Below are 12,664 nucleotides of genomic sequence, written 5' to 3' on the forward strand. Positions count from 1 at the left end.
TCTCCATGTTTCCCGACAAGGACGGGAGCCCGGAACTAGCTCCCAGGCGGTATCGCGGTCGGGCAAACCCGGCAGCGATGGGGTTGCCGCGAAGAACCCGGTCGGGAACTCGCGGAAAAGGATGCGGGGGGTCATCGCGGCTGGCCCTGTGCCAGCGCGTCGGCCAACCGGCGCTCGGTAACCTGTGCTTCGCCGGAGCGGCGCGCGGCGCGCTCGGCGGCGTCGCGGATTCGCTTGGCGGCGGAAATCCGCACCAGCACCGGCTCGCGCTCGACTGCTGCGTCGAGCCCGGCCTTGGCGGCGTCGTCCCAGCTTATCTCGGCCTGATCGCGCGCCGGCGTGGCCTCGACCGCGTCGAGCTGCCCGGCCAGCGGCAGGATGTTGAACAGCGCATCGAACAGCGCGTTGCACACTTCCTGCACCAGATAGGTCGCGCCCGAATAGCCCATGAACGGCGTTCCGGTGTGGCGGCGGATCACCGCGCCGGGGAAGCTAGCCGGGATATACATCCCGCGCCCGCCGGCCTCGGCCATGTACATCCGCTCGTTGAAGCTGCCGAACAGCACCAAGGGCGGATTGTCGCGGATCGAATCCTTGATCGCGTGATTATCGGGCTTCACCCCGGCCCCGCGCGAATAAGCGAAGGTGCAGGGCAACCCACAGTCACCTTCCAGGAAATTGCGGATGCCCCGCGCGTAAGTGTCGGTCGCGACGATGCCGAAGCTGGCGGTGCCGAAGAAATCCTGAGTCACCGACCGCCACAGATCCCACAGCGGCTTGATCGTCGTATGCTTCTCGCGCTCGATGAACGGTTCGGGGTCTAGCCCAAGCAACTCGCCCAGCTTGCGCAGGAACAAGGTGGTGCTTTCCAGCCCGATCGGCGCTTGCAGGAACGGGCGTTCGAGCGTCTCGCACAGCCCGCGACCGAATTCGCGGTACATGCAGACATTCACTTCGGCCTCGGCCAGCCGGCGGACATCGGCAAGATGGCTGCCCAGCGGAAACGCCATGCCGACATCGGCCCCGATCCCTTCGATCAGTCGCCGGATTTCGGCAAGGTCAGAGGGCATGTTGAACGTGCCGTACATCGGCCCGATGATATTGACCTTGGGTCGCGCGCCTTCCTTGCGGCGCGCGGGCGGCACTTTCTTCGGGCCGAACTGCGTCCACAGCCAGGTCAGCGCCCGATCGGCGGCCTGCCATTGATCCTCGTCGATGGTGCGCGGCAGGAAACGGACGATGTTGGTGCCCTCAGGCGTCACCCCGCCGCCGATCATCTCGGCGATCGATCCGGTCACCACCACGGCGGGCAGATCGGGATCGAGCGTCTTCCACGCCCGCCGCATCGCGCCTTCGGTGCCGTCGCGGCCTAATTCCTGTTCGGACAGGCCAGTAACGGTGATCGGCAATTCATGCGGCGGCAGCGCGTCGGTATAATGCAATACCGAGGTAACCGGCAGATTCTCGCAGCCTACGGGGCCGTCGATGATGACCTGCAGCCCCTTGATCGCGGTAAAGGCATAGACCGCGCCCCAATAACCGCCGGCGCGATCATGATCGATGATGAGCGTCATACGCCCACCGCCTCGGCAGCCTTCGCCGCCGCAATCCTGCGCGCTGCGAACTTCGCCTTGAATTCGGGCCGGTCGACCGGCGTGGTTTCCCACACTCCGGCACTTGGTCCTGCGCCCACGCCCTCGAAGAACGCGGTCATCCGCTCGAAGCGATCGCGATTGGCCATAGCGGCGTTCACCACCATCGCCAGGCTCCCCGCTCCCGCCGGTCCCATCAACGGCCGCGCCGAGATGAGGTTGGTGAAATAGAGCGCCGGGATCGACAGCGACTTGGCGTGCTGCACCACCGGTGTCGTGCCGATCGCCAGATCGGGGCCGAATTCATGCACCGCCGCAATGTCCTGCTCCAGGCTGGCGCGGAACTGGATTCGCACGCTCCTGGCTTCGAGCCATTCGCGATCGGGATCGGACCAGCGCGTGCGCGGGCACGCGGTGCCGACATAGGGCACGTCGGCCCCGCTTTCGATCAGCAGCCGCGCGACCAGCAACTCCGAGCCTTCATAGCCCGAAACCGTGATCCGGCCTTTGATGGGTCGGGCGGCGAGCGCGGCGCGGATGGCGGGGACGAAGCGGTTCTTTGCCGCATCCACCCTGGTTTGCGCGATACCGCAGGCCTGCCCGATCGCGTCGAGCCACGCCGCCGTCCCTTCGGCGCCCACCGGGGCCGAACCGATTACCTGCCGCCCGGCGGCTTCGAACTCGCGAACGCTGGCGGTATAGAAAGGATGGATCGCCGCGACCGCCGCGCAATCGAGCGCCGAATACAGCTCGCGCCATTCGCGCGTCGGCACCACCGGCCCGGCGGCAAGCCCCAACGGCTCGAGCATCTGGCCGATCCCCGGAGGATCGGCGGGGAACATTTCGCCCAGCAGCGTGATCGTCGGCTTGGCGGCGCGATCGCGCGGTGCCGCGACAGGGCCGGCCTCGGCCTCTTTGCGCGCATAATTGAGCATCGCGCCGGCGAGCACGTCCTTGGCCTCGGCATGCGTCGGCACCCCGAACCCCGGCACATCGATACCGATCACCCGCACGCCGTTGATAGCGTCGGGCAGCAATTGCAGCGGCACGCCGCTGGCAGTGGGCACACACAAATTGGTGACGACGATGGTGTCGTACAGCGCCGGATCGGCGAGCTGATGCACCGCGTCGCGAATATCCTCGAACAGCTTGCCGGTGACGAGCGTTTCCGAGCTGAACGGCACATAGCCGACGCTGCGCTTTGCCCCATAGAAATGGCTGGTGAAGGTCAGGCCATAGACGCAGCACGCAGAGCCCGACAGGATCGTCGCGGTACGCCGCATCCGAAGACCGACGCGAAGCGAGCCAAAGGCGGGGCACATCGACTGCGGCTGATCGTGCGGGCCGGCGCTGCGATCGACCGGATAATCGGCGGCATAGCGATCGAGAATGTCGGACTTGCCCGCGCCGATCGCAGCCGCCCGAAGCGTGTCGCCCGAAGCGCAGCCGCCCTCGGCAACGACGATACGGTCGCGGCTTCTGACATCGCCTCCCGCAACGGGAGTGGCCACCGGAAGGGCCACGTCAGACCGCATCGTACACGACCTCAAGGCTCGGCTTGGTCACAAACGGCTTCCCGCGCATATCCGCCTGAGTCGCGGGCTTCAGCGTGTAATTGCCGCCGGTATCCTCTGGCTTGAACAACCCCAGCAGCCCGTCCTGGTCGAGCGGGCGCGGCTGGACCGGCGGGGCGCTGGCGACATTGGCGGCGAGGTCGGCGAACAGCGAACCCCATTCGCTCTCGGGCGTGCCGATGATCTGGTAATTCGCTGATTTGCGGCGGATGTCCTCGTTCGCGGGGATTGAGCACAGCGTGGGGATACCGATCGCCTCGGCAAAGGCCTGCGCCTCGCCGGTGCCGTCATCCTTGTTGATGATCATGCCCGCGACGCCGACATTGCCGCCCATCTTGCGGAAATATTCGACCGCCTTGCAGACGTTATTGGCGACATAGAGCGACTGGAGGTCGTTCGACGCGACGACGATCACCTTCTGGCACATGTCCCGCGCGATCGGCAGGCCAAAGCCGCCGCACACCACGTCACCCAGGAAATCGAGCAGGACGTAATCAAAGCCCCATTCATGGAAGCCCAGTTTCTCGAGCGTTTCGAAACCGTGGATGATCCCGCGCCCGCCGCAACCGCGCCCGACCTCGGGGCCGCCCAATTCCATCGCGAACACGCCGTCGCGCTGGAAACAGACATCCTCGATGCCGATTTCCTCGCCTGCCAGCTTCTTGGCGCTCGACGTCTCGATGATCGTCGGGGTCGATTTGCCGCCGAACAACAGGCTGGTCGTGTCCGATTTGGGATCGCAGCCGATCAGCAGCACGCGCTTGCCCTGCTGCGCCATCATATAGCTTAGGTTGGCCAGCGCGAACGACTTGCCCGATCCGCCCTTGCCATAGATCGCGATGATCTGCGTTTCCTTGGTCACCGGCCCCGTTGGAACGGGATCGGGCTCATGGCTCGCTTCTTCGCGCAGAATACCGGCATCGAACATGGTCATAATGCACTCCAGTCGAGCACCATCTTGCGGCACGCGGGATCGGTGAAAGCGATTGGATAGGCTTCGGCGGCGCGCGCGGCTGGCTCGACATGGCTGATCAGCCCGTCGAGCGAGAGCAGCCCCGCCTCGATCAATTCGGTGACGGCGGTAACGTCGGCGGGCTTGAACTCGGCCGAGATCCGCAGCCGCGCCTCGCGCATGAAGGCGCTGGGGAAAGCGAAGGATAGCCGGTCATAGAAACCGGCAAGCACGATCTCGCCCCCCCGCCCCAGCCGACCGATCAACATGTCGAGCTGTTCGCCCGCGCCGCTGGCGTCGCAGATCACCGCATAATCGCGGCGCTCATCGCTGGCGGGGTCGATCACGGTGTAGTCGTCGGCATCGCGGCGGTCGGGGTTGGTTTCCCACACCGTCGGTGCGTCGGCTGCCAGCGCGATGGCGATCCGGGCGATCAAGCGACCCAATACGCCATGCCCGACGATCAGGTCGGGGGCATTGCCACCCACCACCACATGATGCGCGGTGGCCGCCAGCGCGAGCAAGGTGCCGTCGCGCCCCAGCGATTCCGCAACCGGCATCGCCCGCGCCGATGGCAGGATCACCCGCCGCGCGCTGCCGCCGAACAGGCCACGCGCATCGGCATAGCAAGTCGCACCGGGGACAAAGACCCATTCATCGATCCGCCCGCGCACATCGCGCCCGGCATCGACAACGCGACCGACCGATTCATAGCCAGGCACCAGCGGATAGCCCAGGCCCGGGAAGGGCGGCATCCGGCCGGTCCATAATAGTTTTTCAGTACCGGTGCTGACCCCGCTCCAGGCGATTTCAACGGTCAAGTCACCATGGCCCATCGGCAGCAGCGAGACCGGGCGCAGCGAGAGGCTTTCAGGTGCCTCCAATATTACTGCCAGCGCCTTCATCGCGCGCTCCCCGTTGGTTTGCCAAGAGCCCCGGTTGAGCTCTTACTGCACCTGTCACTCTATCCCGACGTTGATTAATGTCAATTCTTCTGGACGCTTTTTATGTCAACTTTGCGAGACAACTACGCCGGTAGTTAGCGGCAACGCGGTGGGCACTGCCCATGACTCCTTGAAACCCGCCGCTTTTGTCATCGCGACAATGGTTTCGGCGGTGCGCGGTCGACCCGATCCCATCGCCAGCAGATACCAGCCGAAATAGGCATCTCCCATCCGCCTCGCGCCCGCCGCATCGGCCATCGGCTCGCCGATCACCAGCCGTCCGCCGGGGGGAAGCGCCGCATGGATGTTGCGCAGCAATTGCATCGCGGGCGCATCGTCATGGTCGTGCAAAATGCGGATCAGCGACACGCAATCATGCCCCGATGGCAGCGGCCCGGCGATGAAATCACCCCCGTGGCTGGCGATCCGATCGGCCATCCCCGCCGCCGCGAATCGGGCAGTGGCGCGCTCGGCCACCGCCGGCAGGTCGAACATCGCCAGCTTCGGCCCGGCGACTCGCCTGGCCAGCGACAGCGCGAACGCCCCTTCGCCGCCGCCCACATCGAGGATTCGTGCATGACGATCAAAGCGATAGGCATCGATCACCTGATCGGCGACCAACGGCTGCGATGCTGCCATCAGCGCCGAATAGGCCGCGACCTCGGCAGCATCGCCCTGCCCCGATGCGCCCGCATAATGCCAATAGGCACCCAGCGTCCCGCCCCCACCCTTGCGCAGCAAGGCCAGCGGATCGGCGAGATCGGCGTAGAGCAGCCGGTGGTGCGCCACCATTTCGACGATGCCCCTATTGCCCAGCAACGCCGCCCCTGTACTGCCCAGCACCCAGCGATTTCCCGCCAGCGGCTCGACCAGATCGAGCGTCGCCGCCGCCCGCAGCAAACGTTCTGCCCCCTCGATCGGCAAATCGGCGCGCTCGGCCAGATCGCCGGCCGATCGCGGCCCTGCGGCCAGGCAATCGAGCATCCCCGCTTCCAAAAACGCCGCCAGTGTCTGCGAATAGACAAAGCCGGCGACCAGATCGAACAGCGCACTCGCTTTGCTGCGCGCCACCGGGCGGGTCAGCCAGAAGCGCGCAGCAAATCGCTGGAAGCGCGGGCTGGTGAGGACGCGATTGCGCCGGGCGATAAAGCCCTCGCGCCATCCGTCTATCATTTCGGACAATCCATATGTCCATTGTTCTGGACAGGTGTTAGGATGCAGTCAACTGGAGCAGAGAGGCAGGCGGCATGGCCCGCGATCAAATGGTCATCATCGGTGCCGGTATCGGCGGCTTGGTCGCCGCCGCCTTGCTTGGCGCGCGGGGCTATGCGGTGACGGTGGTCGAGGCCCAATCACGGCCCGGCGGAAAGCTGCGCGCGATCGATGTCGTGGGCAACGCGATCGACGCCGGGCCGACCGTCTTCACCCTGCGTGATGTCTTCGCCGATATTTTCACCGCTTGCGGCAGTGCGATCGACGATCCCCTGACGCTGCGACCGGCGACGATCCTCGCGCGCCACGCCTGGAGCGATGATCGCCTCGATCTGTTCGCCGACCCCGCCCGCAGCGAAGCCGCGATCGGCGATTTCGCCGGTGCCTCGGCGGCGCGCGACTACCGTAGCTTCCGCACCGAAGCCGCCCGTATCTTCGACGCGCTCGATCCCGCCTTCATGCGCCGCCCGCGTGCCGATCCGCTGACGCTCGCCGCGCGGCTTGCCATGCGGCGAGTCGGTGACGCCTTTGCGCTTCGCCCCTATGAATCGCTTTGGCGCGCATTGGGCGAGCATTTCGCCGATCCCCGGCTGCAACAGCTTTTCGGCCGCTATGCCACCTATTGCGGCTCGTCGCCCTTCGCCTGCCCCGCCGAGCGCCGGCCGCTTGGCGCGATGGTTTGGCTGACCACGGCGCAGGCATCGGGCTTCCCGCTGACGCGCCACAACGTGTTTTTCTCACCCGATTACCCGGCGGAATTCAACGCGCTCGCAGCGCAACGCCCCGCCGCCGACCCGAGCGTCTATGTTTGTGCGCAGGACCGCGACGATCTGGGCAACGCCCCCGCCGGCCCCGAACGCTTCCAGATCAACGTCAACGCCCCGCCCATCGGCGACACGCAAAAGCTGCCCCCTCAGGAGATCGAATCATGCACGCAGGCGATGCATCGACGACTGTCGCAAGCCGGGCTTTCGCTCGGTTCGGCAGTTGGGGAAACCCGGCTACTAACCCCGACCGACTTCGAAGTGCTGTGCCCGTCGACGGGTGGAGCCCTTTATGGACGGGCCTCGCGCGGGTGGGCGGTGCCCTTCCTGCGCCAGGGCAGCCGGACGCGGATCCCTGGGCTCTATTGCGCGGGCGGGAGCTGCCATCCGGGCGCGGCGGGCCTGCCGATGGCCCCCTTGTCCGCCAGCCTTGCCGTCGATTGCCTGGCGGCGGACCACGCTTCGACGTCGTGGTTTCGCCGCAGGGCTATGCCTGGTGGTATATCGACGCCACCAGCGATGACGGCCAATACGGGCTGACGATCATCGCCTTTATCGGCAGCGTGTTTTCGCCTTATTACAAGCTGATGGGGCGCAAGCGTCCCGATAACCATTGCGCGATCAACATCGCATTGTGCGGCCCGCGCGCCAATGCCTGGGCGATGACCGAGCGCGGCGCAAAACATGTCACCCGCGACCGCGACCATTTCGCCGTCGGCCCCAGCGCCATGCACTGGGACGGCGATTGCCTGACGATCGAGATCAACGAGATTTCGGCACCGATCCCCTATCCGGTGCGCGGGCGGGTGAAGCTCTACCCCGACCTGGTCACCAACACCGGCTTCGCGCTGGACCCCGCCGCGCGCCACCGCTGGCAACCGATCGCGCCGCGCGCGCGGATCGAGGTGGAGATGGACCGGCCGGGGACCAGTTGGACCGGCAATGGCTATATCGATTCGAATTTCGGCGATGAGCCGCTCGAAACCGGCTTTCGCGACTGGCACTGGTCGCGCGCGCATCTAAGCCGCGACGTGGCGGTGCTGTATGAGGGGATTCGCCGCGATGGTCGCCCCTTCGATCTGGCGCTGCTCTGCGATCGGCAAGGGCGCTGGCGCGATGTCGAGGCACCGCCGGTGCAGCGGTTGACGCGATCGGGCTGGCTGGTCGATCGCCGCACGCGGGTCGATGTCGGCCACGCGGCCAGGGTGCGAAAGACCTGGATCGACGCACCCTTCTACGCACGATCAGGCCTACAAACCCGCCTGTTCGGCGAGGATGCGTTTGCGGTCCATGAAAGCCTGTCGCTCAATCGGTTCGCATCGACGGTGGTCCAGGCCATGCTGCCCTATCGGATGCCGCGCGCTTTATTCTGATTGCGTGGGCTTTGGCTTGGCTGCTTTACCGCGCTCGATCTCGCGGCTGACCGACATCCATTGCCAGATGGCAAAGCCCATTACCGGGATGACGACGATCGCCGCATCGAGCAGCCCGTACAGATTGTTCATGTCGCTACCTCCCGCTGTTGCCGTGCGAAGCCCAGGATTCGTGCGGCAATCTGCGCCGGCTGTTCTTCATGCGCCAGATGGCCCGCGCCGGAAATGATCTCGACCACCGCGCCAGGCACGCGCGCGGCGGCGTCGGTCGCTGCCTTCACCGGCACCGCCGCATCGCGATCGCCGTGGAGCAACAGCAACGGCACCCGCAATTCGGGCAGGCGCGCGGCGAAGCTGTCGAGATCCCATTCGGCCATCATCGCCAGCGCGCCGCCGATATGCCCTGGATCGCGAAACAGCCGCGCATAGCATTCGACCCCCTCGGGCGCGATCGTCGATCCGGTGCTGCGCGCGAGAAACCGCCCGACCTCGCCCGATCCCCGTGCAATCTGCGCGAAGATGTGCGGGGCAAATGGGTTGACGAACAACAGCTTGGCCAGCGTCGGGAATAATTTGGCCGCAAGGCCCGGAAACGGCAGCAACGCAGGGTTCAGCCCGACAAGCGCTTCGGGCGCAACCTGCGCATCCAGTGCCATGCGCACCGCAATCGCCGCGCCCGCCGAATGGCCGACCACTAGCTGCGGCTGCTCGCCCATCGCGTCGAGCAAATCGCCCACCGCCCCCGCCATCGCCGGCATCGCCAGCCCGCCCACCGGCCGCCCGCTGGTAAAGCCATGCCCCGGCAGATCGGGCGCGATCACCGTGAAATCCTGCGCCAATATCGGTGCCAGATCGCGCCAGCTATGCGTCGCAGCACCAGTGCCGTGCAGCAGCAATAGCGCCGGCCCCTGCCCCATCACCTGCACATGAAAGCGAATCCGCCCGACATTGACGAACCGGCTCGCCACGCGATTGGGCCAGTCGCGACCCTCGATGTCGAACCGCAGCGTCATGCCGGAGCCACCGCGCGCACCGCCGCGTGCATGGTGCCCGCATCGGCGCGCGGCAGCGCCAGGTATCGCGCGCCCATCGCCGCCGCCAGCCGCTCGCCTTCGGCACGCGGGCGCGGCGAAATATCGACGAACGCCCCCGCAATCCCGGATTCGCCGATCGCCTTGGCCGCGGCCTCGGCATCGCCCGCCGCCGCCGCGCGGCTGGTGCTGCCGTCCAGGGCGATGTTGGCCCGACCGTCGCTCAGCACCACCACGAACGGCGTCCGCCCCTTTGCCGCCGCCGCCAGCGCCAGGTCATGCGCCGCTGCCAGCCCCGCCGCGATCGGCGTCCCCCCGCCGCCGGGCAGTTCGGCCAGCGCGCGCTTGGCCCGCGCCAGGCTGCGCGTCGGCGGCAGCAATATCTCGGCCCCCTCACCGCGAAACGCCACCAAGGCGACTTGCGCGCGCTTCACATAAGCTTCGGCAAGCAACAGCTCGACCGCGCCCTTAGCCTCGGCCAGCCGCGCCACCGCTGACGATCCCGAGGCATCAACCGCGAAGATCGTCGTCGCTTCGGCGCGCGTTTCGAACCGGCGAATACGCAGGTCGTCGCGCCGCACCCGAATCCGCGAATCATCGCGACCGCGCAGCCGCTGCCACGGTGCCGCCGCACGCAAGGTATCGATCAGGCTCAGCCGCAGCCCGCCGCTCGGCAACCCGGCGCGCACGCCGATCGCGCGCCCGCGCGTCGGCGATTTGCGCTTGGCCCCCTTGCCGCGCGAACGGCTGATCGGCCCGCGCCCCTGCCCCGCCGCAATCGCCGCCAGGACATCGCGCGGCAGGCTGGCCAGCGCCGCTTCAAGCACCATGTCGTCGAGCCGGCGGACTTCGCCATTGCCCTGCTCGCCCGGATGATCGTCGGGCGGCGGCGGTGGCGGCGGTTCGCTATCGGCATCCGGCTCAGCAGCCGGCATCCGAGTCGCGCGCGGCCCCAGCACCAATCGCGCGGCAGTAGCGATGTCGAGATCGGACACCGCCTCCCATCCGCCCAGCGCCGCAATCGCCTTGGCCACGCGCAGCGTCAGCAGCGCGGCGCGGGCCGATTCGACCCCCAGCGCCGCCGCCGTAGCCGCGATTGCGCGAAGTTGCTCGTCATCGACCGCGACTTCGCCGGTCGGAGCGGCGTCGGGCAATCGAAACGCATCTGCCGCGACCCCCGACAGGTCGAACCGGAACGCCAGCCGCTCGGCCAGCCCGGTGGCGATCCGCTCCTCCTCGATCCCGTCGTCGAGCGCGACCACCGCGAACCGCGCCGCATCGCGCAGCGCCACGCCGTCGCGTTCGACCACCACCATGCCGCTATCCATCCCCGCGCAAAGCTGGCTCACCACCATGTCATCGGCGCGCTCGGCACCGGGCATCACCAGCACGCCGCCATTAGCTTCGGCCAGCAGCCCGCGCTGCGCGATCGGTCGCCCCGCCGCCAGCGTTGCGCCCAGATCGAGCCCGCCCACCAGCCGATCGAGATCGACATTGCGCGGCACCCGCCGCACTACCGCGCCCTCGCACAGCGCCGCGACCACCGCATCACGCGCCGCGCCGTCGCCGCGAAGGATAATACCGCCCAGCGCCGGATCGACCCGCAACAGCCGCACCGCCAGCATCGCATCGGCAAACACATCGGGCACGCTCTGGCCCGACCCGCTCATGCCGCCAGCTCGGCCAGGGCGCGCTCGATCCGCGCATTCGATCCACTGTCGTCTAGCGGATTGCGCCGCAACCGATGCCGCAGCGCCATCGGCGCGACTCGATCGAGATGCGTCGCCTCGACGATCTTGTTTCCCTCCAGCGCCGCCAGCGCGCGCGCCGCGCGCATCAGCGTCAATTCGCCGCGCAGGCCATCGGCCCCGACCGTGCTGCACAGCAGCGCCGCGCGCGTGAGCACCGCATCGGGCACTTCGATCGCGCCCACCAGATCGCGGCCCTTGGCGATCCGCTTCAACGTCTTCTTTTCCGACGCGCCCCAATGCTCGGTAAAGCCTGCCGGATCGCGCTCGAACGCATCGCAGCGTTTCAGGATTTCGACGCGCTCGGGGATGCCCTTGGGGGTCCGCACCTCGACCGACAGCCCGAAACGATCGAGCAATTGCGGCCGCAGCTCGCCTTCTTCGGGATTGCCGCTGCCGATCAGCACGAAGCGCGCGGCGTGGCGAACGCTCAACCCCTCGCGCTCGACCAGATTTTCACCAGATGCCGCAACGTCGAGCAGCAGGTCGACGATATGATCCTCAAGCAGGTTGATCTCGTCGATATATAAAAACCCGCCATTGGCGCGTGCTAGCAGCCCCGGCTCGAACCGCTTCTCGCCGCGTCCCAGCGCGGCTTCGAGATCGAGCGCACCGACGACGCGATCCTCGGTCGCGCCAAGCGGCAGGTCGACAAAGGGCACCGGCACCTTGCCCTTGGGCGGCGGCGCATCGGCGATCTGATAACCCGCGCGCGCCGCAGCAATCGGCGGCAACAATGCCGCCAGCGCCCGCACTGCCGTCGATTTGCCCGTCCCCCGGTCGCCAAAGACCATCACGCCGCCAACGCGGGGATCGACCGCCGCGATCAGCAGCGCCAGTTTCATTTCGTCCTGGCCGACGATTGCCGAAAAAGGGAAAGGTGTTCGCATCCCAAAGGTGTACCATGCGTTGGACACTCCACAAGTACGGACACTGGAATATGATGAGCAGCAGTTGGGCACCGGTTTGGATTGCGGGCGGCGCGGCGTTGCTGCTGGGCATTGCCGGCGGGGCCACGACACCGATCGGCGGCTGGTATCGCGAACTCGCCAAGCCCGAATGGCAGCCGCCCAACTGGGCATTCGGCCCCGCCTGGACGATCATCCTGGCCTGCGCCGCCACGGCGGCGGTGATGGCGTGGAACGCCGCCCCCGATGCCGCCGCCCGGCGCGACATCCTGATCCTGTTCGGCGTCAACGCGGTGTTCTTCCTGGCCTGGAGCCCGCTATTCTTCATGGCCCGGCGGCCCGATTGGGCGCTGATCGAAGTGGTGTTCCTGTGGGCATCGGTGCTGGCGCTGTTCATCGGCCTGTGGCCAATCTCGCGCACCGCCGCGTTCTTCGTCCTGCCCTATCTCGCCTGGGTCAGTTTCGCCTCGGCGCTCAACCGCGCGATCGTGGTCCGCAACCTGCCGTTCTGATTATACCGATATGCGGCGGCAGCGATCGACTGCCGCCGATCCCGTAGCAACCCA

12 protein-coding genes are annotated in these 12,664 nt (G+C 67.0%); 3 read left to right on the forward strand and 9 right to left on the reverse strand.

Translation table 11 applies throughout. The features are described from left to right. Positions 1–131 precede the first annotated feature (131 nt). The 5 genes from bchZ to QU44_RS03660 all read right to left on the reverse strand — a co-directional run bounded on the left by bchZ (position 132) and on the right by QU44_RS03660 (position 6,235). Positions 132–1,574 (reverse strand): chlorophyllide a reductase subunit Z, encoded by a 1,443-nt coding sequence (gene bchZ, locus QU44_RS03640; protein WP_033920132.1) that lies wholly within the window; start codon positions 1,572–1,574, stop codon positions 132–134. Then, the gene (bchY, locus tag QU44_RS03645) at positions 1,571–3,127 is read right to left on the reverse strand and encodes a chlorophyllide a reductase subunit Y (RefSeq protein WP_052134296.1); all 1,557 of its coding nucleotides are present in this window, start codon (positions 3,125–3,127) and stop codon (positions 1,571–1,573) included. The genes bchZ and bchY overlap by 4 nt, the downstream gene beginning before the upstream one ends. Beyond that, positions 3,117–4,100, reverse strand: coding sequence for a chlorophyllide a reductase iron protein subunit X (locus QU44_RS03650; protein ID WP_033920133.1), 984 nt, complete (start codon positions 4,098–4,100; stop codon positions 3,117–3,119). The genes bchY and QU44_RS03650 overlap by 11 nt, the downstream gene beginning before the upstream one ends. After that, a complete protein-coding gene (bchC, locus tag QU44_RS03655) occupies positions 4,097–5,023 on the reverse strand; it encodes a chlorophyll synthesis pathway protein BchC (protein WP_033920134.1) in 927 nt (308 codons plus the stop codon). The genes QU44_RS03650 and bchC overlap by 4 nt, the downstream gene beginning before the upstream one ends. Before the next feature lie 105 nt (positions 5,024–5,128). Next, a complete protein-coding gene (locus QU44_RS03660; RefSeq protein ID WP_033920135.1) occupies positions 5,129–6,235 on the reverse strand; it encodes a methyltransferase in 1,107 nt (368 codons plus the stop codon). Positions 6,236–6,309: 74 nt separating this feature from the next. On the opposite strand from QU44_RS03660, the gene QU44_RS03665 reads away from it, so the two are divergent. Together QU44_RS03665 and QU44_RS03670 are read left to right on the forward strand one after the other, a co-directional pair. Next, on the forward strand, positions 6,310–7,578 hold the full coding sequence (locus tag QU44_RS03665) for a phytoene desaturase family protein (protein WP_033920136.1): 1,269 nt from the start codon (positions 6,310–6,312) through the stop codon (positions 7,576–7,578). Then, positions 7,509–8,411, forward strand: coding sequence for a hydratase (locus QU44_RS03670; RefSeq protein WP_231621600.1), 903 nt, complete (start codon positions 7,509–7,511; stop codon positions 8,409–8,411). Before QU44_RS03665 ends, QU44_RS03670 begins: the two co-directional genes overlap by 70 nt. Here QU44_RS03670 and QU44_RS18115 read toward each other — a convergent pair. The 4 genes from QU44_RS18115 to QU44_RS03685 are packed head-to-tail and all read right to left on the reverse strand — an operon-like array spanning position 8,403 to position 12,080. Next, a complete protein-coding gene (locus QU44_RS18115; protein ID WP_156140907.1) occupies positions 8,403–8,543 on the reverse strand; it encodes a hypothetical protein in 141 nt (46 codons plus the stop codon). The two genes, QU44_RS03670 and QU44_RS18115, sit on opposite strands and share 9 nt — an antisense overlap. Continuing rightward, entirely contained in the window at positions 8,540–9,424 is an 885-nt protein-coding gene (gene bchO, locus QU44_RS03675) for an alpha/beta fold hydrolase BchO (protein WP_033920137.1), read from the reverse strand. Before bchO ends, QU44_RS18115 begins: the two co-directional genes overlap by 4 nt. Continuing rightward, complete coding sequence (locus QU44_RS03680) at positions 9,421–11,112, reverse strand: magnesium chelatase subunit D (protein ID WP_033920138.1); 1,692 nt, start codon at positions 11,110–11,112, stop codon at positions 9,421–9,423. The genes bchO and QU44_RS03680 overlap by 4 nt, the downstream gene beginning before the upstream one ends. After that, positions 11,109–12,080 (reverse strand): ATP-binding protein, encoded by a 972-nt coding sequence (locus QU44_RS03685; RefSeq protein ID WP_033920139.1) that lies wholly within the window; start codon positions 12,078–12,080, stop codon positions 11,109–11,111. The genes QU44_RS03680 and QU44_RS03685 overlap by 4 nt, the downstream gene beginning before the upstream one ends. Positions 12,081–12,133: 53 nt before the next feature. On the opposite strand from QU44_RS03685, the gene QU44_RS03690 reads away from it, so the two are divergent. Continuing rightward, entirely contained in the window at positions 12,134–12,610 is a 477-nt protein-coding gene (locus QU44_RS03690; RefSeq protein ID WP_033920198.1) for a TspO/MBR family protein, read from the forward strand. The last annotated feature ends 54 nt before the right edge of the window (positions 12,611–12,664 follow it).

Source organism: Sphingomonas sp. 37zxx (assembly GCF_000786205.1).
GTDB lineage: Bacteria > Pseudomonadota > Alphaproteobacteria > Sphingomonadales > Sphingomonadaceae > Sphingomonas.

What these genes read in the sequence shown, in the direction of transcription:
- QU44_RS03680 (WP_033920138.1), bottom strand. Translation starts at nt 11,112, where the DNA reads ATGAGCGGGTCGGGCCAGAGCGTGCCCGATGTGTTTGCCGATGCGATG.
- QU44_RS03690 (WP_033920198.1), top strand. Translation starts at nt 12,134, where the DNA reads ATGAGCAGCAGTTGGGCACCGGTTTGGATTGCGGGCGGCGCGGCGTTG.
- bchO (WP_033920137.1), bottom strand. Translation starts at nt 9,424, where the DNA reads ATGACGCTGCGGTTCGACATCGAGGGTCGCGACTGGCCCAATCGCGTG.
- QU44_RS18115 (WP_156140907.1), bottom strand. Translation starts at nt 8,543, where the DNA reads ATGAACAATCTGTACGGGCTGCTCGATGCGGCGATCGTCGTCATCCCG.
- bchY (WP_052134296.1), bottom strand. Translation starts at nt 3,127, where the DNA reads ATGCGGTCTGACGTGGCCCTTCCGGTGGCCACTCCCGTTGCGGGAGGC.
- bchC (WP_033920134.1), bottom strand. Translation starts at nt 5,023, where the DNA reads ATGAAGGCGCTGGCAGTAATATTGGAGGCACCTGAAAGCCTCTCGCTG.
- bchZ (WP_033920132.1), bottom strand. Translation starts at nt 1,574, where the DNA reads ATGACGCTCATCATCGATCATGATCGCGCCGGCGGTTATTGGGGCGCG.
- QU44_RS03650 (WP_033920133.1), bottom strand. Translation starts at nt 4,100, where the DNA reads ATGACCATGTTCGATGCCGGTATTCTGCGCGAAGAAGCGAGCCATGAG.
- QU44_RS03660 (WP_033920135.1), bottom strand. Translation starts at nt 6,235, where the DNA reads ATGATAGACGGATGGCGCGAGGGCTTTATCGCCCGGCGCAATCGCGTC.
- QU44_RS03665 (WP_033920136.1), top strand. Translation starts at nt 6,310, where the DNA reads ATGGCCCGCGATCAAATGGTCATCATCGGTGCCGGTATCGGCGGCTTG.
- QU44_RS03685 (WP_033920139.1), bottom strand. Translation starts at nt 12,080, where the DNA reads ATGCGAACACCTTTCCCTTTTTCGGCAATCGTCGGCCAGGACGAAATG.